At 44.7% G+C, this 22,524-nt stretch carries 15 protein-coding genes; 4 read left to right on the forward strand and 11 right to left on the reverse strand.

The window, feature by feature from the left end:
- Nucleotides 1–86: 86 nt before the first annotated feature.
- From H3T84_RS00065 to H3T84_RS00075, 3 genes are all read right to left on the reverse strand, one after another.
- Nucleotides 87–521, reverse strand: coding sequence for an ester cyclase (locus H3T84_RS00065; RefSeq protein ID WP_198216926.1), 435 nt, complete (start codon nucleotides 519–521; stop codon nucleotides 87–89).
- A gap of 197 nt (nucleotides 522–718) precedes the next feature.
- Nucleotides 719–1,138, reverse strand: a complete 420-nt coding sequence (locus H3T84_RS00070) for a GFA family protein (RefSeq protein ID WP_037391632.1) — start codon at nucleotides 1,136–1,138, stop codon at nucleotides 719–721.
- A gap of 54 nt (nucleotides 1,139–1,192) precedes the next feature.
- On the reverse strand, nucleotides 1,193–1,576 hold the full coding sequence (locus tag H3T84_RS00075; RefSeq protein WP_037475497.1) for an MAPEG family protein: 384 nt from the start codon (nucleotides 1,574–1,576) through the stop codon (nucleotides 1,193–1,195).
- Nucleotides 1,577–1,828: 252 nt separating this feature from the next.
- Between H3T84_RS00075 and H3T84_RS00080 the strand changes: the two genes are divergently transcribed.
- The 3 genes from H3T84_RS00080 (at nucleotide 1,829) to H3T84_RS00090 (ending at nucleotide 6,546) form a co-directional block, all read left to right on the forward strand.
- Nucleotides 1,829–3,004: a phosphoglycerate kinase gene (locus H3T84_RS00080; protein ID WP_198216934.1), complete on the forward strand. Its 1,176-nt coding sequence runs from the start codon at nucleotides 1,829–1,831 to the stop codon at nucleotides 3,002–3,004.
- A gap of 442 nt (nucleotides 3,005–3,446) precedes the next feature.
- The gene (locus tag H3T84_RS00085) at nucleotides 3,447–5,855 is read left to right on the forward strand and encodes a membrane-bound PQQ-dependent dehydrogenase, glucose/quinate/shikimate family (RefSeq protein ID WP_198216936.1); all 2,409 of its coding nucleotides are present in this window, start codon (nucleotides 3,447–3,449) and stop codon (nucleotides 5,853–5,855) included.
- A gap of 169 nt (nucleotides 5,856–6,024) precedes the next feature.
- Nucleotides 6,025–6,546 carry a Spy/CpxP family protein refolding chaperone gene (locus H3T84_RS00090; protein WP_198216944.1) on the forward strand — a complete coding sequence of 174 codons (522 nt, stop codon included), beginning with the start codon at nucleotides 6,025–6,027 and terminating at the stop codon, nucleotides 6,544–6,546.
- Between the two features lie 82 nt (nucleotides 6,547–6,628).
- Here H3T84_RS00090 and H3T84_RS00095 read toward each other — a convergent pair whose 3' ends face one another.
- The 6 genes from H3T84_RS00095 to recC form a co-directional block, all read right to left on the reverse strand.
- Nucleotides 6,629–8,710 (reverse strand): TonB-dependent receptor domain-containing protein, encoded by a 2,082-nt coding sequence (locus tag H3T84_RS00095; RefSeq protein WP_198216946.1) that lies wholly within the window; start codon nucleotides 8,708–8,710, stop codon nucleotides 6,629–6,631.
- A 105-nt stretch (nucleotides 8,711–8,815) separates the two neighbouring features.
- Complete coding sequence (locus tag H3T84_RS00100; RefSeq protein WP_198216948.1) at nucleotides 8,816–10,132, reverse strand: DUF445 domain-containing protein; 1,317 nt, start codon at nucleotides 10,130–10,132, stop codon at nucleotides 8,816–8,818.
- Nucleotides 10,133–10,389: 257 nt separating this feature from the next.
- Nucleotides 10,390–11,016: a hypothetical protein gene (locus tag H3T84_RS00105; RefSeq protein ID WP_037475483.1), complete on the reverse strand. Its 627-nt coding sequence runs from the start codon at nucleotides 11,014–11,016 to the stop codon at nucleotides 10,390–10,392.
- Between the two features lie 478 nt (nucleotides 11,017–11,494).
- Nucleotides 11,495–11,896, reverse strand: a complete 402-nt coding sequence (locus H3T84_RS00110; protein WP_037475481.1) for a hypothetical protein — start codon at nucleotides 11,894–11,896, stop codon at nucleotides 11,495–11,497.
- 54 nt (nucleotides 11,897–11,950) lie between these two features.
- Nucleotides 11,951–15,577 carry an exodeoxyribonuclease V subunit beta gene (gene recB / locus H3T84_RS00115; RefSeq protein ID WP_198216950.1) on the reverse strand — a complete coding sequence of 1,209 codons (3,627 nt, stop codon included), beginning with the start codon at nucleotides 15,575–15,577 and terminating at the stop codon, nucleotides 11,951–11,953.
- Nucleotides 15,577–18,801 carry an exodeoxyribonuclease V subunit gamma gene (gene recC / locus H3T84_RS00120; RefSeq protein ID WP_198216952.1) on the reverse strand — a complete coding sequence of 1,075 codons (3,225 nt, stop codon included), beginning with the start codon at nucleotides 18,799–18,801 and terminating at the stop codon, nucleotides 15,577–15,579. The genes recB and recC overlap by 1 nt, the downstream gene beginning before the upstream one ends.
- Before the next feature lie 247 nt (nucleotides 18,802–19,048).
- Between recC and H3T84_RS00125 the strand changes: the two genes are divergently transcribed.
- Nucleotides 19,049–19,420, forward strand: coding sequence for a hypothetical protein (locus H3T84_RS00125; protein ID WP_037475473.1), 372 nt, complete (start codon nucleotides 19,049–19,051; stop codon nucleotides 19,418–19,420).
- Nucleotides 19,421–19,497: 77 nt separating this feature from the next.
- Here the strand turns inward: H3T84_RS00125 and dsbD are convergent, their stop codons facing one another.
- Both dsbD and folE2 read right to left on the reverse strand, forming a co-directional pair.
- Nucleotides 19,498–21,360 (reverse strand): protein-disulfide reductase DsbD, encoded by a 1,863-nt coding sequence (gene dsbD / locus H3T84_RS00130; RefSeq protein WP_198216954.1) that lies wholly within the window; start codon nucleotides 21,358–21,360, stop codon nucleotides 19,498–19,500.
- Nucleotides 21,361–21,508: 148 nt separating this feature from the next.
- Complete coding sequence (gene folE2, locus H3T84_RS00135) at nucleotides 21,509–22,282, reverse strand: GTP cyclohydrolase FolE2 (RefSeq protein WP_198216956.1); 774 nt, start codon at nucleotides 22,280–22,282, stop codon at nucleotides 21,509–21,511.
- Nucleotides 22,283–22,524: the final 242 nt, after the last annotated feature.

Consider the following 22,524-nt stretch of genomic DNA (forward strand, 5'->3'; position numbering starts at 1 on the left):
CAGACTATATATAAAACATATATGGTCTGTTTTTGCTTGAACGAAGAAAGCGCCATTAAGGCGCTTATAAGTTATCGGATCAATCATTAAAACATCGTATTATTATTTTCTGCCTGCTCTGGTACATTTTGAATCACATCCCAATGCTCAACTATTTTTCCATCTTTAACTCGGAATATATCAACTACTGCTTTACCAAGATCATCTTCATTAATTTTAGAATGGACATGTAACCATACTATATCGCCCTCCACAGATGAACGAATTATGATGGCACTTGATTGCGGATTTTGTTTAAGGAAATCTTCGAAATAAGTAATCGCAGGTGTTCTACCATTAGCGACATAAGGATTATGTTGTTTATAATCTTCAGCCAGTGTTTTTGTTGCCTCAGCAAGTTTATGTTTATTAAAGAAGTTATTATAAAAATTGATAACTAGTGTACGATTTTTTCTTCTTGAGCGATATTTCTTTGCTTTAGATCTTTTGCTGCGACAACACCTGTGAAACTCAACAAACAAATACCAATTAAAAAGCTTTTTTTAATTACATTCATACCAACTCCAATTCCTATTTTTATTTTAATTTAGATAAACTCTATCTATAATGCGTTATTAATCTATAATGCATACCGCTTGAATGGTCGCAATTAAACTAAATAAAACAATATAGTTATTTATTCGGATAAGAACTGTTGGATAGACTAATCCGGCCGTGATTATTTCTGCTGCTCTGCTATCATTTGCTGAATATCAGCCTCTGTCAGGTTATGTGTCTGATTGGCGAAAGAATAGCATTCCGGTTTGTTATCAATATAAACCTGAAGATTGAAATCCAGGGCGTCAGGCTGGTTAAGTGTCCATGCGGCTATGTAGTATTGGTCGCTATTTTTTAAGTGATAATACAGATGAGTACCGCACTCTGAGCAAAATCCGCGTTCCGCCCATTCTGATGAATTGTAATTTTTGATGAATTCTGTATTTTCAAACTGAATCTTACCATTATGCATAATTGTCATCAGCGGACCTGCACTCCATTTGCGGCAGGTGCTGCAATGGCAGGCACTCAGTGAGTGGTTATCTGTTTCCAGAGAAAATTTAACTTTGCCGCAAAGACATGAACCTGATTGTTTGCTCATATACTCCCCCTTTATTGCAGATTGAATTATCAAAATTACTTGCCAGTATTGTATTCAGATTGCAGCTATGTAAAGCGCAATGATACAGATAACGCCCACTCCCCAGATACATGAACGGGCAAAAGATTTATCTTTAATGTAACAATAAAAATAACCTAGGCGACTGAGAATAAACAATACGCTCCAGAAGTTAATGGTGAACTGGGCAGCGTTATCAGTTGCATGGGCAATAATGACCGCAGCAGCGAAAGGTGCAAATATTTCGTAACCATTTTGCTGTGCAGCATTAGCACGTGCAGCTTTACCCTGTACTTTAGCCATGAATTCACGGGGCTGATGATTATCATCAGCTTTAAAACCACCACTTTTTTTAGCATAAGATGCTGCAATCCATGGCAGAAGCATGGCTATTAAAACACACCAGTAAGCAAGAGTCATAATGTTGTACCTCGGTAGTATGTGTGTACTGCAATTAAATAAATTATGTGATGAGGCTGGTTAAGTACGGGCAGTTTTATCCTGTCTGTGACTTTACCCTATGGGTAAATTATAAGATAATTTAAAGTTTTTCAAGCTTTTTGTGATTTATAACTATTTTATCTGTTTGTGATGCGCTGATGTTGTCATTCTTTGGAAGGTACGGAGTGATATAGCAAATTTATCAGCGTTTTTTATTGCGGGAACTCAACCATGTTGTTTAAAAAGTTAGCTGATCAGGATGTGTCTGGCAAGACCGTTGTGATTCGGGTAGACATGAATGTGCCTATTAAAGATGGTGTTATTGTTGATGATACGCGTATTCGTGCTTCTTTAGCTTCGATTCGTTTTTGTTTGCAGCAGGGTGCAGCTGTTGTGGTGCTGACACATCTGGGACGACCGAAAGCCGGCGCTCCAAAACCGGAAGACAGTGTTGCTCCGGTGGCGCAGCGATTAGGAGAATTATTAGGTCAGAATGTCAGTGTGGCAGAAGACTGGCGTGAACACAAACCACAGTTGCAGGCCGGATATGTAATCATGCTGCCTAATGTTCGTCTGAATATCGGCGAGAAGGAAAATGACCAAGCTCTGGCTGCAGCTTATGCTGCGCTTGGTGATATCTATGTTAATGATGCTTTTGGTACTGCACATCGTGCAGAAGCATCTACAGCCGCAGTCGCAGAATTTGCACCGCTGGCCTGTGCCGGTATGCTGCTGACAGCTGAACTGGAAGCGTTAACTCATGCAGTACAGAATCCGCAGGCTCCGGTAGTGGCTATTGTGGGCGGAAGTAAAGTATCAACTAAACTGACGATTCTGGAAAGTCTGGCCGATAAGGTGGATCATTTAATTGTAGGTGGCGGAATTGCCAATACATTTTTACTGGCAAAGGGACTGCCTGTAGGGCAATCGCTGGCTGAAGCTGATCTGGTTGATAGTGCACGGCAGATTATGGCTAAGATAGCTGCTAAGGGCGGTGATATTCCTTTGCCTGTTGATGTGGTGGTAGCCAAACGTTTTGCTGCTGATGCAGCAGCTGAAATTAAAAACGTAGCCGATGTGGCCGAAGACGATATGATTCTGGATATTGGTCCGCAATCAGCACAGAGACTGGCTGAGATGATGAAAGAGGCAAAAACGATTGTCTGGAATGGTCCTGTAGGTGTATTCGAATTTGCTGCATTTGCTCATGGTACTAAGGTGCTGGCAAAGGCAATTGCCGATAGTAATGCTTATTCAATTGCCGGTGGCGGTGATACGCTGGCTGCAATTGCTCAGTTTGGTATTACTGATGATATCAGTTATATCAGTACCGGTGGCGGGGCATTTCTGGAGTTTCTTGAAGGTAAGACTTTACCGGCCGTTGCCGCGCTGACTGCACGAGCCTGATTGCTAATTTTATTTATCGGCATCGTTACGGATGCTTTTTTAGGCGAAATTGCTTAATACCGCAATTTCGCTTTTTTCATGTCTGTTGTTTTGATGATGATTCAATGACATAAGAAGTTACCTCCTTTCCGGCAGAAACATATTTTGTTGTATGTGAATAAAACTCGGATTGTGCTGAGATAAGTACATTATTCGGACATCCATCCTGTATTAAAAAACCGAATGTTAATTTTTTGACAATGGATTATTTAAAAGTTAATAATTTAATTTCTTTGTAAGCTTTAATATATTTATGTTTATTTAAGGTATTTTTTGTATTTATTAATTTGTAAATAACTAATTTTAAATAATTTAAAAATATTGCTGCTTGATAAGTAAAGTTTTATGTACTTTGCATGTTGGTTAGCAATATTTATTCACACATTCAGGTTAGGAGTAGTTGATGTCTGGTTCTTCAGGAAGTTGCTGGCGTAATCTGCCACGCTGGCTGCTTGTATTGATATTGCTGGCTGGCGGTCTGGCGCTAGGCTATGGCGGAATTAAGCTATTGATACTGGGCGGTTCCGGCTATTATTTACTGGCTGGTATTGCTTATCTGGTACTTGCGATAATGGTTGGTTTGCGTAAGTCTTATACTGCCTTGTATTCGCTGGCAGTGTTTGTGGCAACGCTAATCTGGGCATTAACAGATGCAACGGAGTTAACTTATTGGGCTCTGATGCCACGTCTGGTTATACCTGCACTGTTTCTTATGATGACTTTGTGGTCAGGCAGTGGCTATCAGGGTGTTTCAGCTTCCGGCCGCCGTTTTTATAATTTTAGCGGTGTTGTTATATTTCTGGCTTTACTGGCCACGCTGATTGCGTCGTTTTATCCGCATGGTCAGATTCGTAATCAGGTTAATATCAGTGAGAATGCTGATGCGGCACATGAAAATGCTCAAAATCCGTCTGACTGGGCATTTTTTGGCAGAAATCAACGGGGTACCCGCTTTGCGCCGTATACTCAGATAAATCCGGATAATGTGCGTAATCTGCAGGTAGCATGGACATTTCATACTGGCCGCCGTACTTCCGGTAAAGCAATCGGTGTAGACGAAAATACACCATTGCAGATTGGTGACAAGCTGTATTCATGCACACCGGAAAATTTGGTATCTGCAATTGATGCGGATACCGGTAAGTTAATCTGGCGCTTTGATCCTAAAGCACGTACTGCGGAGCATGTAACCTGCCGCGGGGTAGGCTATTATGATATGGATAAGGATGATAGCCTGACCAATGCTGAAAAAGCCGCTTATACTCAGTCTGTATGCCGGCGCAGAATTGTTGTATCTACAGTGGATGCACGTCTGTTTACTCTGGATGCAGATAAAGGGACGTTATGTCCGGGTTTTGGTGACAATGGTTATGTGAATCTCAAGGCTTATATGGGGCCGACTGAAAACAGTAAGCGCTATCATCCGACTTCTCTGCCGGTAATGATGGGACATTTAACTGTTGTAGGCGGCTGGGTTCGCGATATAGTTCACGGTGAACCATCTGGTGCGGTACGGGCATTTGATGTACGTGACGGTAAGCTGGTGTGGACATGGGATATTGGTAAACCTGAGGGTCTGGCTAAGCCCGGTCAGAATTACACACTTGAAACACCTAATGTCTGGACTATTCCTACTTATGATAAAGAACTGAATCTGGTCTATTTACCAACCGGCAATGGGCCGCCGGATTACTGGGGTGGTGACCGCAATCATATTAAGGAAAAATTCGGGGCAGCAGTGGTTGCTCTGGATGCCAGCACCGGTAAATTACGCTGGGTACGTCAGCTGGTTCACCATGATGTATGGGATTATGATTTGCCTTCTCAGCCTGTACTGTATGATGTTACCAATGATAAAGGCCAGAAAATTCCTGCTCTGATTCAAACTACTAAAACCGGGCAGATTTTTGTAATTGACCGGCGAAACGGGGAATTTGTCACTAAAGTTGTGGAAAGCCCTGTACCAACAGCTCCGGCAGCCGAAGGTGAACATTTGTCTGCTACGCAGCCTGATTCTGTGGGTATGCCCAATATTGGTAATGAGCCTCTGACTGAACGCAGTATGTGGGGTATCACACCGTTTGACCAGTTATATTGCCGTATTCTGTTTAAGAATTCTGTATACAAAGGCCGGTTTACGCCACCGGGTGCACAGCCGTATATTGAATGGCCAAGTCTGCTTGGCGGCATGAACTGGGGTGGTATCTCAATTGATGAATCACAGAATCTAATGTTTGTGAACGATATGCGCATGGCACTGCGTATGCAGTTGGTTACCCGTGAGGAGGCAAAACAGTTCAAGGTTTCTACTGATGAAGTACCGGGATTTATGGGTACGATTCGGCCGCAGGTTGCCGGTATTTATGGCGGTGTGAAAATCGACATTCTGCAATCTCCGCTGGGTGTACCATGTCAGCAGCCGCCATTTGGTACGCTGAGTGCCATTGATTTGAACACCAAGCAGCTAGTATGGCAGGTGCCAATGGGCACAGTTCAGGATACCGGACCTCTGAATATTAAGACAAAACAGCCAATGCCGATTGGTATGCCTACGCTGGGCGGTCCGACAGCCACTGCCTCCGGTCTGGTATTTTTTGCCGGTACGCAGGATTATTATCTGCGTGCAATAGATGCCAGAACTGGTAAGGAAGTTTGGAAAGCACGCCTGCCAGTGGGTTCAGTTGCTGCTCCGCTGATTTATGTTTCTCCGAAAACCGGTAAGGAGTATGTGGTTATTTCAGCCGGCGGTACCAGCCATTCAAATGATGTTGGCGACTATGTAATTGCTTATGCGTTGCCGGATAAAAAGTAAATCTGACCGGCACTAAAAAACAGCACCTGTCCCGGGTGCTGTTTTTTAAGGAATTAATAAAATTGTTTACTAATTAATTTCAATTATATTCATGATTTTACATACTACTATGAAATACTGTTTGTTAAATATGAATGTATTCTTAACTCAAATAACAAGGAGTTGTGTTATGAAAACTTTTATCCGTGTAGTAACGCTTGCTGCTTTGTCTTCAATGAGTATGGGTGCTTTTGCTGCTGCTGGAACAGAACAGCCGCCGACAGCAGTAGTCACTGAAACGGAAACAGTGGTTGTGCATGAGCAGAAACCGGTTTTGGGTTCGGTAAATCCACATTCAATTTTGCCTCAGTTGAATTTAAGTAATCAGCAAAGGGCACTGGTACAGAAAATTGATCATCAGTATGCCAGCCAGCGTCCGCTTATGAGCAATGAAAATCGTCAGATTCTGGCTAATTTGCAACAGGAGCGTAAAAATCTGGTAGTAAATAAGCAATTTGATGATGTTAAAGCTAAAAATATGATTGCACAGGAACAGCGTCTTTGGGCTGAACAGCAACAGGCACGTGCTGATTATGATTTTTTACAGTTAAAACGCGAACATGATATCTATCAGATTCTGACTCCAAAACAGCAACAGCAATATTGGCGTTTGCGTCAGCAACAGAAGTTGCTGCACTCCAAAGCGCGATAATTTATTGTTACTGTAGTTCGGTTTTGTGATTTAAAACCCCCGCATTGCGGGGTTTTTATTTTTCTCTAGTAAGAAATATTTATCAGAATTTAATCTGTGCCCGTGCCCACAGTGTACGTCCTGGCTCGTTAACACGGTATTGTTGTACGGAATAGGTGTCGAAATCATAAGCAGATTTATTTACTGCTTCGGCATAGGTTTTGTTAAAAACATTGTCGATACCGATTTGTACCAGCATATTTTTACCGGGTTTCCAGCCCGCATTTAATGCCAGTGTCCCAAAGCCGCTGCTCTGACCTAAGTCCATGCCAACAATGTTGCCCTGATTTTTGGCATAGCGGTGCTGACTAGTAACAACACGCCACAAGGCACCGGCGCTGAAATGCTCGTTTTCCCAGTTGAGGTAAGTACGCCATTCCAGTGGCGGGGTTTGTGCCAGTGGTCGTTTATCACTGCGGTTACTGGCATAGGTATAGGCGAGACTGCCGCCAAGATTCCAGTGTGGTGCAAACTGCCAGTTGGTTCTGGCTTCGAAGCCATAGCGGCGCGCATCTATCTGGCGGGCTGAATTTTTGCTATTAATGCTTTCAATCAGAATAAAATCATTGATTTGTCCTGCAAAAATATCAATTGAGCTGCTGATGCTGTTACCCTGATAGCTTAAACCGGCATCGATTTCATGGTTGGTTTCCTTACGTAATTTTTCGCCGTTGGCTTTACTGCGTTCCCAGTAATCAGGAGCACGCTCGGCAATACCATAGCCGAGATAGCTGGTTAGTTTATTGTTGTGGTGTTCCAGACGGATAAAGCCGGCATTCAGTCCCTGATGCTGGCGCAAATACTTTGAGGCAATGGAATTTTTCTGCGGATTAAATAGGGTACTGGTCCAGTCATGACGAAAACCGCCAAAGAGACTGTTATTATCATTTATATTCCATTCACTCTGAATATAGGCACCGTGACGTTTATAAATCTGGTTCCAGATAAAGGGCAGTTTGTAATAATTTTCTGCCTGCTGTTTATTGGTACTCATTACCATAGGCCGGGTGCTGACTTCATCATTCTGCCAGTCTGCACCGATTTCACTGTGTGTATTTCCCAGCTCTATCTGTGCTGACAATTTAGCTGATTTTATTTCACGCGAAGGATTCATTACTGAATACATGCGGCGTACCGGCATGGTGGTATGCATACCATTCATATTTGGCATATCCGATACCATTTTGCTCATACCGGAAGCCATCTTCATTGGTGCAGGAGTACGCAGACTGAAATTATCCATCACATGGTCGATTTTGCTGCGACCATATTCAAACTGTACCTGACTCAGCCAGTTGGTGATATTTTGCTGGCGCAATTTCATTGACCAGCCATGGCGGTCGAACTGGGTGCCGTCCATGCTGCGGTCGGCATAGCGGGCATGTCCGGTGCTGTGTTCATATTGTACAGCCAGCAGGGTGTCAGTAAATGGGGTAAGAGCTGCCTGAGCCATCTGATTATTGCGTTTGAATGCAGAATGAATGGTGTCTCCATTACCGTCTTTGTAATCTTTAGACTCATTGTGACTGGCATTAAGCCGCAGCCAGCCGTACTGATTACCCAGTGTACCGTCGATATAAGCATCACTGCGCCCGAATGATCCTTTTGTAAAGGCACTGTCTAATTTGGCAGTAGGCTGAGATAGTGGTTTTTCATCACGGATAAAACGTACAGAACCGCTAATCATTCCCGGCCCCTGATTAACTGCTTGTGGTCCCTTGGTAATAATGACTCTGTCGTAACTGGCCGGAAACAGATAGGAGGTAGGCGGGTCCATGCGTCCGGGACAGCCGCCCAGTACAAACTGGTCGTCAGCACTGATCAGCAGGCGTGAACCGCCCAGACCGCGTAGCAGAGGATCACCTGAGCTGCCACCTTTACGTGTGACACTCATTCCTGCAACTGATTTAAGTAAATCAGCACCGTCCTGTGCCGGTAAAGGCTGAAGGGCTGTTTTGGGGTTGATTATTTCAACACCCGGTGTATTTTGTTTTGAAGCGACCACCACTATCGGACTTAATTCTGCTGTATGCGGTTCTGTGTTTTCTGATTGTGGCTGGGCACGAACTGTAGAAATAAGACAGGACAGGGCTAAGAAAAAAAGAGATTTGTCACGATAATGCATGGGAGTGCCTGAATGACTGAAATAATGTAATTTATTATATCTTAAAAAATATAAATAAATCTTTGAATAAATTTAATTTTTAACTCAATGTAATTTTATGTATGTTCAGGCGGCTATCCATTGAGATGCAATATAAATAAGCAGACCGATACAACCGCCAACAAGCGTGCCATTGATACGAATGAACTGTAAATCACGTCCGACACTCAATTCGAGTTTATCAACCATCTGTTTACTGTCCCAGCTTTTGACTTTATCGGCAATAAACTGACTGACACGATTTTTATACTGGCGAGTGATGAATTTTGCATACAATGTAATCCGGGTATCCAGTCGCTGCATAAATCGCGGATTTTGCATGGCTTGCTGCTGTATATGGGTAGATAACCGGCCAAGCTGCTGCTGCCACCATGAATTACTCTGGCTGGTATCGTGTTCACTCCATGCCACAAAACTATCCCATAAATCCATTATGCTTTGTTGCAACGCTGTAGAGCGCAGCAGTTGCTGCCGTCCAGCCGCAAGCCGTCTGTGCCAGCTCCGGCTGCGACGTAATTTGCGTTCAGTAACGAGAAGCTGTTTTCGGCAAGCGCGCCAGAAAGAATGCTTCGGGTTCGCCAATACCGCATCTATATAGGAATCTGCCCAATCGAGTGCTTTGCCGGCGACCCAGTCATCAATACGTGCAGTCAGTGTCGTTTTCAGCGAAGCCTTGAATTTATCCCAAGTACTGGGGTCGCTTTTTTCAATTTTACTTACCCATGACAACAGACTCTTTTCAAGTTGTGCCCGTGTCTGTTCGTTTTGCAGCCATTGGCGTATTTGTTGCAGTAAAGATTGTACCAGCAGTGTATCGATACCCTGTTTATGGATTAAATGAAGAAAGTTAGCCAGCGTTTTGCCCAAACGGGCGCCGTTGTACTGGGTGTTTAGCAGCTGACTGCAAAATCCGGCTACTTCACGGGCACTGGCGGTATTTAACAGCAGCGGAATCTGGCGGGTCAGAACAGGCAGCCATTTTTGCTGATTTTGTGGAGCACACAGCCATTGCAGGGTTCTGCTGGCCGGATGCATACGGTAGATGCGTCCGGCAATTGCTTTATCCTGCAAAAAATTATTTTCAATAAAACGTCCGAATTCATTGGCGATTCTTTCCTGTTTCTGAGGCAGAATTGCGGTATGAGGAATAGGCAGACCAAGGGGATGGCGAAACAGGGCAGTAACTGCGAACCAGTCTGCCAGTGCACCTACCATGGCGGCTTCGGTAAATGCTTTAAGATAGGCCAGAGCCGGATATTGTTTTTGCAGCAGGCAGCTTAAAACAAATAAAACACAGGCAATAATCAGCATACTGGTAGCCAGTATTCGCATGCGTCGCAGACGCCGGCGCTGTATCAGGCTGGTAATGGTGGCTGTGTTCATAATATTGATGTGTTTTAGATATCCGGATAAAATTTTTCAGTATATAAGCTTACTGGTTAATTGGTCTTATTGCCGGTGTGATTTCCTGAATTTACTCAACTGAATGAAAGTATCAATCTTAATAAGGGAGAAATAACCGGCAGTTAAAGGTTGGCTATCGTTAGCTGGATTTGATTTTATAATAAATTTTTTACCCGGACCCTATATTGAATAATACATATTATTTAATATTACATGAATATTTTATTAATATGACATTATGCTTTTTTGAATGCTTTTACCGGCAGAATAATGAGTACAGCAATATAATTTAAAATAATATAGAGCGAATAGTTGATCAGCCATACTATTCCGAATTGTTCTCCGGCTGTTGTACCAGATAATTCGCCTGTTAGCGGATATAAAATAGTGAGTGCCAGTAAATAATAGACTGAGCTGTAAATTAAATAATTGAATAAACCGGACCATGTAACTTGATTTTTTCGGGTAACACTATCTTTAATAGCGAGAGCAAAGGCCAGTAATATATCAATCCAGTAAAGTATAAAGCACAGAAACATTACTACAGAGAGTATATCAAGTATATTACCTTCAAAATAAGGAGTCATTAATCCTTTACCAATTATGCTGTTACTGCAAGTCAGCACAAATAGATAAACTGCCGCGAAAATGAGCAATTTTTTAATACTGAATTTACCCGTGCCGGCTTTTTGATCAGTGTTAGCTTTTTTGATGGTTAATGAATTATCGGAAGCAGAAGCTGTTTTACAACGTTTAAGTGATAAAGCCTGACAGATAAGTTTAAATATCAAAATAATAAAAGCACCAATGCTATTAACAAAGGCATAAGTAAAAACAGGATAGCTATTAAAAATAAAGAACATGGGATGTGCGTTTTGCCCTAAGGAAAAGGATAAGGCAAAAATCAGAAAATTACTGATTGAATAACACAATAGTGTAACGGTTGATGGTGTCTTATTCGGACTATTTATATCATTGAAGTATGAAGAAAATATCTGTGTTATTGTTAGCCCGAATACCCATATTAGTAAAAGACCGCAGACATATAAGCAGCCATAAATTAATAGTGATTCAATAAAAGCTATTATGCCATTATTAAAATCGGGGTACCACAAAGGTGGCGGCAGAAGCTTCCAGAAAAGATGAAAAATAGTTAAACAAATTAACGAAAGTTTCAGGGAGTTTTTCGTATTAAAAAATTCAATAAATTGATTTTTTTTATTCAATTTGTTCAGCTCCTGGCGATAACCTTATTTAATTACCTGTAATTTCATCAATCCGGAGTTTTGCATTAATTGTATTTATACAATATGTATAGACCATCTCAGGTAAATTGCAACCTCAAGCCGTAACTTGTGGTTTACGGCGTTTATGCTGCCACCACTTGAATCCGTAACCGGCAATAACCGGAATCAGTGCGTAAATAATCAATGCTGTCCAGCTGCCGTACCAGTGTACAAGTTCAGTGGTACTATTGTCGTTGTTAAGAATAATTTCAGTAGAAGCGTAGTAAATAGCACGCCACCAGCACATAACCAGAAGTCCCAGAAAAACCGGCCAGATTTTGCATGTACGCCCGCGCTGCCATAATAGGAAAAACACCAGAGCCCATATCAGTGTCAGGGTAGTTACTAATAAACCCGTATCAGTTGGCAGATGCAGATAGCGGCAGATAATAAAGGTGATAACAACCCATATGCCGGCAAGTACGGCCATGATGAATTCTTCGGGTTTGTTGAGCATGTTGTTGCTTCCTTAGCGAAAAATACGGCTGGAATGGTTAATATACCGCAGCTGCTATACTTTGTCATGTTCTACTAGCCATGGTCTAAGACTGGTTGTGTCTATATCCCATTTCCATATGCCATTCTGGTTGTGCGGATTAAGTCCGCGCAGGAAGAGATAACGTACGCTGATGCTGGGCGGCAGCTGCCGGCGACTGTGCAGAAATCGTGCACAGGCAATGCTGTAAATGAGTGCCTGAAGGTAGTAGTGATGTTTGGCAATAGCCTCATCCATGTTTTCCTGGGTATAGTCTGACAGACGATTTCCCAAATGGTTGGATTTGTAATCAATAACATATACTTGACCATGCCGGTCTTCGCCTAGAAGATCGATAGCCCCGTTGATAAATCCGTTTACTGTAGCAAAATCCAGCTCCTGTGCCGCCTGAACACAGCATTGCGGTAATCCGGATGCATGGTTAAACCACTGTTGTAAATCTGCGATACTGAAATCGGCAACCCGCAGCATGAAATTCATTTCAGCCACCCGTTGTGCTTTAGGTATATCTGCAATAATGGTTTGTGGTGACAGCTGGCATTGGCGTACGGTATCAGTAAGCGTCTGCATGGTGGTGCTGTGCCGGCTGTCGAAACCATAACGCGCCAGACAGTCGAGAATATGCTCCTGTTCCGTTGCAGTAGCCGGCAGGCTGAATTCGGTCTGTTCCAGTATGGCATGCAGGCAGAGCCCGGCATTGATACCGCGCTCGAATGCGAGCACAGGTGTTTCCGCTTCTGTATCGGGGCTCAGCGGCTGAATCTGTACTTCAGCCTGATCCAGCGCAGGTGCTATTTTTTCTTCTTCCGGAGCAGATTCGCGGTGATTGTAATCATGCCGGCTCAGACTGGTGAAGCTGGTATAGCGTATGGATTGAAAAGTCCGTACTGTCGGTGTTAGCGCACGATAAGGTTGTTCGGGTTTTTTACTGATATTAATACAGGCAGGGTCTACATTACCTTCACACCATTGAAACAGCTCAGAGTTGCCGGCAGCCAGACATTGATGCCATGCAGCACGTAAAGTACTGGGCAGATTGGGTTTATGAGTTTCCTGCCAGAATTGGCGGGATTCTTTCAGGGTATTGTCCGGCTGCCCGTCTAGTAGCCATGCCATGGGGTTACTGGCGGTATTGTTGCAGGCGGCAGTGTACAATATCAGTTGTTCGCGTGCCCGGGTAAATGCTACATAATACAGACGCAAACGTTCGGCCATACTTTCGCATTCCAGTACCTCCCGGTCGTTGTCACTGAGCAAACTATTGGCAATCAGTTCAACTTTATCCTGCTGATGCAGACGTTGCCAGTGTTCCTGATTATTAATGGCCTCTTTACCATCCCATGCAAACGGACAGAATACTACCGGATATTCCAGCCCTTTGGAAGCATGCATGGTCACAATTTTAACCAGTGCTTCATCACTTTCCAGTCGCAGCAAACTACTTTCACCTGCTGACCTCTCATTGCTGATGGCACTGGTCAGCCAGTTCAGCAGGGCGTTGGCCGTCGGCAGGGTTTGTTCAGCATCAGCCAGTAATTCGGCCAGCTGCCACAGATTGGTCAGACTGCGCTCATTGCGCTGCGTAAGTAATCTAATTTCCATGCCGGTCTGGCCGGCAAACCACTGTATGGCAGAATAAATACCATACTGCTGCCATTGTTCGCGGGTTTGCAGTGCCAGCTGTATCCATTCGCTCAGTGTATTTTCATTTTGGTTCAGTTCTGCCAGCTGTGCTGCTGTCCAGCCGAACAGAACACCGCCAAGGATAAAGCGTAATGTTTCAGTGCGCTGCGGTTGCAGCCAGAAACGTAATAGAGCCTCGACAGCCTGTGCCTCAGTACTGGAAAAAACTGAATGGTTTCCAAGAGATACGCTCATGATGCCGCAGCGTTTCAATGCGCCGGCAATCATACGACCTTCATTATGTGAATGCACCAATACGGCAATATCGCCAGCCTGTAACGGCCGGTTACTCAGTAGCAGTTCTCCGCGCTTACCCTGATTAATCATGCCGGCAATTTCATAGGCACAATATTCGGCCGCACGTGTCCGCAGACTGTCTTTATTCGGGATAATTTCCGCTCCCTTATCGCTGACATCTATTTTTTCATGCAGCCAGCGCACCACTACCGCCGGTATAACAGTATTGCCGTGACTGTAATGCAGACGGTTATTTTCTGCCTGTGCCTGTACCTGCGGATAGTTGATACCCTCAAGAATAAAAGGCAGCTTTTTGCCGCTGAACAGGTGGCCAATAGCCTGTACTAGTGCCTGATGGCTGCGGTAATTGGTGGTTAAGGTATAACGCTGCTGTGGCGGGGTATCGGCAGCGGCGCGCAGATAGGCGTGAATATCAGCACCACGAAAACGATAAATAGCCTGTTTCGGGTCACCCACCATAATAAGCGGGCGGTTTTGTTCGGCAAACGCAGTTTTGAAAATTCGGTACTGCAACGGATCAGTATCCTGACATTCGTCTACCAGTGCAATCTGCCATGTTTGCGCCAGTGCTGCGGCCAGTGTTTCAGACATGGGATTATCCGCAGACAGTGCCAACCCCAGATCTGCCAGTAAATCGTCAAAGCTGCGCTGGTGGCTGTTGCGCCGGTGCTGATTCAGACACTGGCGCACGTAGTTAAAACAGTCCAGCTGTAATTGCAGTGATATGCTGTCTTCCGCAGTCAGCATGGCAGTAACAGCTTCTGCCAGTTCGACCAGTGGGGCAATGTTAGCTATCAGCTCATTATTGAGTGTTTGATTTTTTTTGGTGTTTTCCTGTAGCTGGGATGAGGCCAGTTTGGCACACTTTTCCAGTACAGAAGATGAAAAAGTATGGCAGTTTACTTCGCTTTCCATTACCTGCTGCAGGTCGGTGAAAAGCTGCTGATAACTTTTCTGGCGGTAAATATTGCGATTTAGCTGCTGATGTAACTGCCAGAATGAATCCTGAATAAGGCTGAAATGTGTACATACGCTTTGCCATGCCTGTTGCCAGCAGTTATTTATGCCGGCTATATCCGCAACCGGCGGCTGGCGTACCTGTAAATCTACCATGCCGCAGTGCCGTCCCATTTCCTTCATAAGCCGGGCAGGGGTAAGTTTGTAAGCGACAGCCAGCGTGGCCATGCTGCTGTTATTGCTTACCTGCTGCCGCCAGAAGTCTTCGGCAAACCGGCACAGCATTTCCGGATCAGTTTCAATAGTTTCCGTATCAAATGGTGTCTGGCATAAAAAGGCATAATCAGTGAGTACGCGCTGGCAGAATCCGTGAATGGTGTAAACGGCTGCACGGTCAAACTGGGTAATGGCTGCCTGTAGGCGTAGAATCAGGCTGGCATCATCATCCTGACTGCGGGCACAGTCAATCAGCTGTTGCAGTACCGGGTCATTCTGTTCCGCAGGCAGATTATTTTGTAACAAAGCCAGAGCCTGATTAAGGCGGGTACGCAAACGGGTTTTCAGCTCCGCTGTAGCTGCTTTGGTAAAAGTGACTACCAGAATAGCGTCAACCGGCATACGTTCCAGTAACACCAGCCGTGCAAACAGGGCGGCAATGTTAAAGGTTTTCCCGGTACCGGCAGAAGCTTCAATCAGGCTGCTGCCGTTTAAGGGCATGGTAATCGGATTTAATGCTTGGCTCATTATAATTTATCAGCGGTTTCCAACACTGCTGTCATGGGCAGCAGTAATTCTTCAATCAGTTGCCAGAACAGAGGGGTGTCAATCGGCAGTTCTTCATCGCGGCCAAATACCTGAGCTACTTCGGGATAGTCTGCCTGCGGTTTTCCGTTATGGCTGTCTGCATAGACTTTAAACGCGGTGCTGCGTTCTTCGGCACCATATCCGGGTGCACGGTTTTTCTTTTGCCGGTTACGATACCACTTAAGGGCAGTGGTAAGGCTGGTTTTCGGAAAAAAAGGCAGTGGCCGGCTTTGTCCCAGCCGGTAATACTCAAGCCATAAAGCCAGTTGCGCTTGTGCATCAAGTAGGCTCATTGTTGCCAGCATGCGCGGTTTGGCCGGATAAAGCTCATATGTGTCCTGTGCACCTTCGCTTTCAGTAGCGCAGAGGAGTAAATGGCGTAGATATAACTCAATATTATCCGGTGCTGTCGGAGCGTGATTCCGTTCAATAAGCTGCCCGCACTGATGTAAACGACTGATGTTGCCACTTAGCTGTAACTGTTCATGTTCAAAAATAAAGGCAATATCGGCGACAGCGGGACTGAACAGTATGCTGCTGTCCAGAGCCAGTGTCTGATTGCGTAGAACCTGGCTGACGATCACGCCCAGCTCGCCTTCAGGCACCAGTCCGCTTACTGCCAGTGCTGCATCTACCTCAGCAAAGTCCAAATGCTGCCGGCGTGCACGGGTATAGGCAGTATAAATCGATGCACTGTTTTCAATTGCAAACGGTTCTGCTGCACTGACTGGTGTTTCCTGAAAGGGTGCCTGCCATTGTAACTGCTGCTGAAGCCAGTGACGTACCGGATTACGCCAGAACCGGATAAAGGATTCAATATCAACTTCCTGATTCTGTTTTTCCGGTTCAGTTATTTTTGCATAAAATGGCGCAGGCTTATCTGTATTCTGATTCAGGGCTGTGGCGTAATCACTGCGGCAGCTGACTAAATCACCGTTAAAATAGCGATAGGAAAAGGGTTGTAACGGGTGTCGGATGATATGCTGCTGATTAAATACCAGCGGATTACAGCCGGTCATGGCGGCCAGAACATCGGTCAGCTCATAAAGCAGAGCAGAGGGGGCTAGTTCTTCGTTTTTGCGAATATCTTTACCGATATACGACAAATACAGTTTTTCGCGCGCACTTAAAATAGATTCAAGAAACAGATAGCGGTCATCATTACGACGGGCACGATCACCGCGGCGCGGATGCTGTGCAATCAGGTCGAAAGCAGCAGATTTGGTAGTACGGGGAAATTCGCCGTCATTCAGACCGAGCAGACAGATACAGCGAAAGGGCAGGCTGCGCATCGGTACCATACTGCAAAAGGTAATCCCGCCGCGCAGAAATCCGGCCTGACGGGTAGTGGATAAATGATTCTGCAAATATTCGATTGCAATGACTGGCTCAATAGTCAGATTAAATTGTGCCAGTGCTGCCTGTGCCTGCCAGTCTGCCAGACTGGTTTCCAGTTGCTGCATAGCATGGCCGGCCAGAGAGTCCGCATCAGCCAAATCCCGCAGTAACTGTCGTGTACGGGAAATCCATTCGGGAATGGTCGCTGCACTTTGCCAGCAGCTATGATGTTTAATCAGACAGTCTATTAATTGTTGGGCGCGCGCCAGAGTCTCAGTCTGGCAGATATCACCAAACCATGGAAGCTGTTGCTGCCACAGTGCATGATTTTTATTATCCGGCAGCAGCCAGCCCAGTACCGTACGTTCGCGCACCTGCTGCCAGGTAAAGTGCTTACCCTGTCCGCCATATTCATGACGCATATCTGCATCCACGCCCCAGCGCACTCCCTGTTCGCTCCAGACACGGTGAATCAGTTCTGTATCGCTGTCATTTAAATCAAAACGTGCGCGCAGAGCAGATTCATCCAGCAAAGGCAGCACAGTTTCAATATCAAACCGGCTCTGCATCAGTTGCAGCAGTTTTTCGAATAATTGCAATAGTGGTTCATGCAGGCTGATTTTAACGTCGGCAATATTATAAGGCAGAGCAGGCGTGTCGCCCTGCGTTTGTCCGAATACAGCGTGGATAAAAGGCAGATAAGGCTCAATATGTGGTGTAAGTACCGCAATATCCTGCGGCTGCCAGTGCGGATGTGCGGCCAGGTCCTGAATCAGCTGCTCTTTGAGAATTTGCAGTTCACGCAGGCAGGAATGCGCCGCCACAATCTGAATGGAATTGTCATATTCCTGCAGCCGGTAGGGTGGTTCAGGCTGTTTCGGATGTTGCAGGCACTGGATATCGTTTTGCAGACGGTGTAACAGAGTATCTGCCACTTCATCACACTGAGCATAGACAGAAGGCATATACACTACTTCACCCATATCATTGAGTGCATCAAAAAAATCCCGCCCTTGTTTGCCCAGACTGGCCAGTAAAGGATGACCAACCACACTCAGGTCAGTTTCCTGACTATTGAGCAGCATATCTGCTGAGACAACATTGCCCCAGTACTCAGCACATGGGTTTACTGCAAATATATGCACATCAGTATATTGGGCTATTACCTGTAATGCATGCAGAAAAACCGGTGCCAGTGTGGCAATACCAAATACGAAAATCCGCTCCGGCAGATGTTCCGGACCAAGTTTACTCAGAAAATCCTGCATTAAGCCGGCACGATGCGGTAAATCTGATTCATTGCTCAGCCAGCGCCATAATTCTGCCTGCCATTGTTCATCTTCACCCAGATTAGCAGACTTGTTTTCCTGCCAAATATTTATCCAATCATTGCGATAGATTAAATATTGGTCAAACATATCAGCAAGTTTTCCGGCCAGATGGTAAGGTGCCTGTGTACTGCTATCAAGATACGATTGCAGTGCCGCAGCAGTTTGACATAATTGCGGCTGTTTGAATACCGGACTATGAAACAATCCCAGTAAACGCCAGCGCAGTACATCTGCCTGAAACGGATTAAGTGCCGGCGTTTGCGGTAATACCAGATGAGTTAACTGCCAGATATAGTTGGCAGGCAGACTGAAATGCAGATTGGCGGCAATACCGTGTTCCTGTGCCAGATAGTGATTCAGATAGCGGCGCATGCCCTGACTCTGTACCACGATTTCTGTTACTGCCCATGCTGACTGTAGTGAAGTATGCTGATATACACTGGCAAATAAAGCAGCTAAATCAGATAATTGATTGGATTGATAAACATACAGCATAACAGCATCCGGCACCAGTTAAGGTTGTTATTATAGCTGTGCTGGAGCTGATTGAGCGATTAGTCAAACATGATTTTGCGCCTTTAGCTGTTTTTATTGCGTTGACACAAAAGTATATTTACAGAATTTAAACTAAAAAATTTTAATAAAAAATAGTTAATACTAGTCAAAAGCTGGAAAAAATTGGAAAATAGATAATTAAATACCCTGCCATAAATTTGTATGGTAATAAAAGAAGGATATCACAGTGAGATTTGATGGCGTCATTGATGAGTTAGCGGCAACTAAAGGTGTCATGGCGTGTGCTGTCGTGGATTATGAAAGCGGAATGTTTATAGACGGGGTCAGCCCTTCAGGTATGGACCTTGACATTCTGTCCGCCGGCAATACCGAGATTGTGCGTTCAGAAGTTAAGGCTATTGAGCGCCTTTATGGTCAGGACAAAAATGAAGATGTTATAGATGATATTCTCATCAGCCTGCATAAACAATATTATTTATTGAGGCCGATGAAGAACGTAAAAAGTGTATTTATGTTTATGGTACTCGACCGAAAAACAGCCAATCTGGCACTGGCACGGCGCACTCTGAAAGTAGCTGATCGTCATTATCAGGATTGAGTACACCCAAACAAAAATAAGTGTGTACTGTTTGTGTTCTGTGCAACAGCCTCTTTGCAGACAAAGAGGCTGTTGATTTATTGTACTTTCTGTACTTGTTTATCATACCAGCTTAATAGTTCTGGTGCCGGTACATAGCCAATCAGTGGCTGGCTGCGATAACCGTTACTGTGTACAACAAATAATCCCGGCGGTCCGTACAGACCATAGCGTTGCAACATTCTGCGCTGAGCCGGCGTATTATTGGTTACATCAATCTGTAAAAAACGCTTTTCTTCAATTGCCCGTCTGACCGAAGCTTTATTCAGGGTGAATGCGGTCATTTCTTTGCAGGATATACACCAGTCAGCATAAAAATCAATTATTACCGGTTTATCCGGATCCTCATCAAACAACTCTTGCATGGCCAGACGTAATTGTTCCGGTTTATCGAAATAACGTCCGAAATGCTGACCACTTGGCGGAGTTAAAGTAAGAAAACGATGCAGAGGGGTAGCATAGTTCATTATGCTGGCTGATACAAAACCAATCCCGCCAGCCAGAAACAGTGAAGCGGTAATCGCATTAAACCAGCGTTGACGTCCTTGCGAGTGATACCACTGCCAGCCTAAATAGATAGCCGGTATCAGCATCAGCAGAGTATAAATAGTGATTACCAGATAGTAATTCAGAAACGGAGTGGCAATATAGGTGGCTGCACCCAGTAACATCAGGCCAAACAGATATTTGACACCAACCATCCAGTTACCGGCGCGGGGTAGGATATGCACACCGAATACGGAAATCAGAATCAGCGGAATGCCGGTACCCAGAGCCATAACATACAGAGCCATACCGCCCAGTGTGGCATCACCGCTCTGCCCGATATAACCCAGAGCAAAAGCCAGCGGGGGGGCAACGCACGGACCAACAATCAGTGCTGATAATGCTCCCATTACCAGTACAGACAGCAAATGTCCGCCACGAAAGCGGCCGCTTGCTTGCTGAAAAAAAGCCTGCCAGCGTGCCGGGAACTGAATACTGTATAAATCAAACATTGATAATGCCAGAATCACCAGTATGGCTGCGGCAGTCAGTACTACTGCAGGCTGTTGCAGCCAGCCGGTCAGAAAGGCTCCGGTACGGGCTGTGACAATGCCGACAATAGTGTAAGTAAAGGCCAGTCCCTGTACATAGACAAAAGACAGGATAAATGCCCGTAATTTAGACGTTTTCTGCCGGGTACCCATCACAATAGCTGAAACTATCGGCAGCAGCGGATACATGCATGCTGTCAGACTTAAACCCATGCCGGCAATAAAAAAAGTCATTAAGTTGGTAATCAGAGTCGCACGGGAGAGCTGAAATAAACTGTCACCACCTGCACTACCTGACAACTCTGGTGGCGGAGCTTTAGCAGGAGGATTAGTAAAAGTATCCGGCAGACCGGGCTGATTATGCGGCAGCTGGGGCGTAATATGATATTTGCCGGTACGACTGATGGTTAATGTATTTTCAACCGGCGGATAACAAATCCCCGCGTCCGCACAGCCCTGATAAGATAGAGTTAACTTATACGGAACAGTCTGTGCACCTTTGGCACTATAGCGCCAGACGACATCCGCATGATCGTAATAAACTTGCTGTGTACCAAAAAACTCATCGTTTTTCTGCTGCCCCTGCTGGATAAAATGTCCGCTACCAAACATATCAGCCGGTTCGGTATTAATCTGAATTTTATTCTGGTACAGATAATAACCTTCGGCAATAATAAAATATACGTGGATATCCTGATCATGTACAACCAGTTCCGGTATAAAAGCCTGTTCAGGCGGTAATAAATTATTATTGTCAGCAGCCAGTACCGCACTATTCAGACCCAGTAACAAAGCCGGCAGCACAAATAACAGTTTTAGCAGGGACGTCGCACAGACATATAAGCGAGTAGGAATGTGATACATAAAATGGTCACAGTAGCCAGTGTAATTCCAGCCTGGATAATCAACATAGAAAAAGACTACCGGCAGAACAAAACAGGGTAGTCATTTATCCCCCTTTAATGCTTTCTGATTGTGATATCCAGATATAAATTAAGTCTGAATAATCAGTTTACGGGTATTGTATCAGCGCATAGGCAGAATGGTTGTGAATAGATTCAAAATTTTCACTTTCCACCGTAAAAGACTGAATACGTGTATCGGCTTTTAGCGCGGTAGCAACATCACGCACCATATCTTCAACAAATTTAGGATTGTCATAAGCATATTCAGTGACATACTTTTCATCCGGCCGTTTCAGTAACCCGTATAACTGACATGAGCCCTGCTGTTCGACCAGATCAATAATTTCTTCAATAGCGATTGCCTCAGTACATACCAGCATAACAGTAACATGTGAGCGCTGATTGTGCGCCCCGTAAGCAGATATTTCCTTACTGCACGGGCACAGACTGGTAACCGGAATGATAACCTGCAATGTCTGCTGATAAATACCGGCCTGAATTTCGCCACTGAGTACCACTTCATAATCCAGCAGACTGGAAATACCGCTTACCGGAGCCTGCTTTTGCCGGAAAAAAGGAAAGCGAATACTGATTTTACCAGCTGTTGCCTGAAGTTTTTCTAACATGGCGATAGTCAGCTGCCGCAGTGCGGCAAAATCAATACTTTGTTGCTGTGTTTGCATTAACTCAATAAAGCGTGACATATGTGTGCCTTTCTGTTCGGCAGGCAGTGACACAGTCATGGTTAAATCAGCAACAGTATGTTGTTTACCTGCAGCACAAATAATACTCAGCGGCAGGCGTAAGCCTTTCACACCAACCTGATTGATTGGCATATTGCGTTTATCAACACTGCTTTGCACGTCGGCAATAGTGTCCATTCTGATAATTTTCCTTGCAAAACAAATCTAAATCCAGCCGGCGCAGTATGCTTAAACCACATAAACCACCGGCATATAAGGCATAAAATTATACTGTATGCCTTAATTCCGAGCAAATCAGTCGGGATTAGTGTAAAAGAAACAGCATGCTGCCCGATAACCAGAGTGCGTGCTAAACTAGCAGTCTCAGTACTAATGTCGTTACCCGTATAAACAGCTGTCTGAACAGCAAAACCAGTAAT

Origin of the sequence: Snodgrassella sp. M0110 (assembly GCF_016101465.1) — a bacterium.
Classification (GTDB): Bacteria; Pseudomonadota; Gammaproteobacteria; order Burkholderiales; family Neisseriaceae; genus Snodgrassella; species Snodgrassella alvi.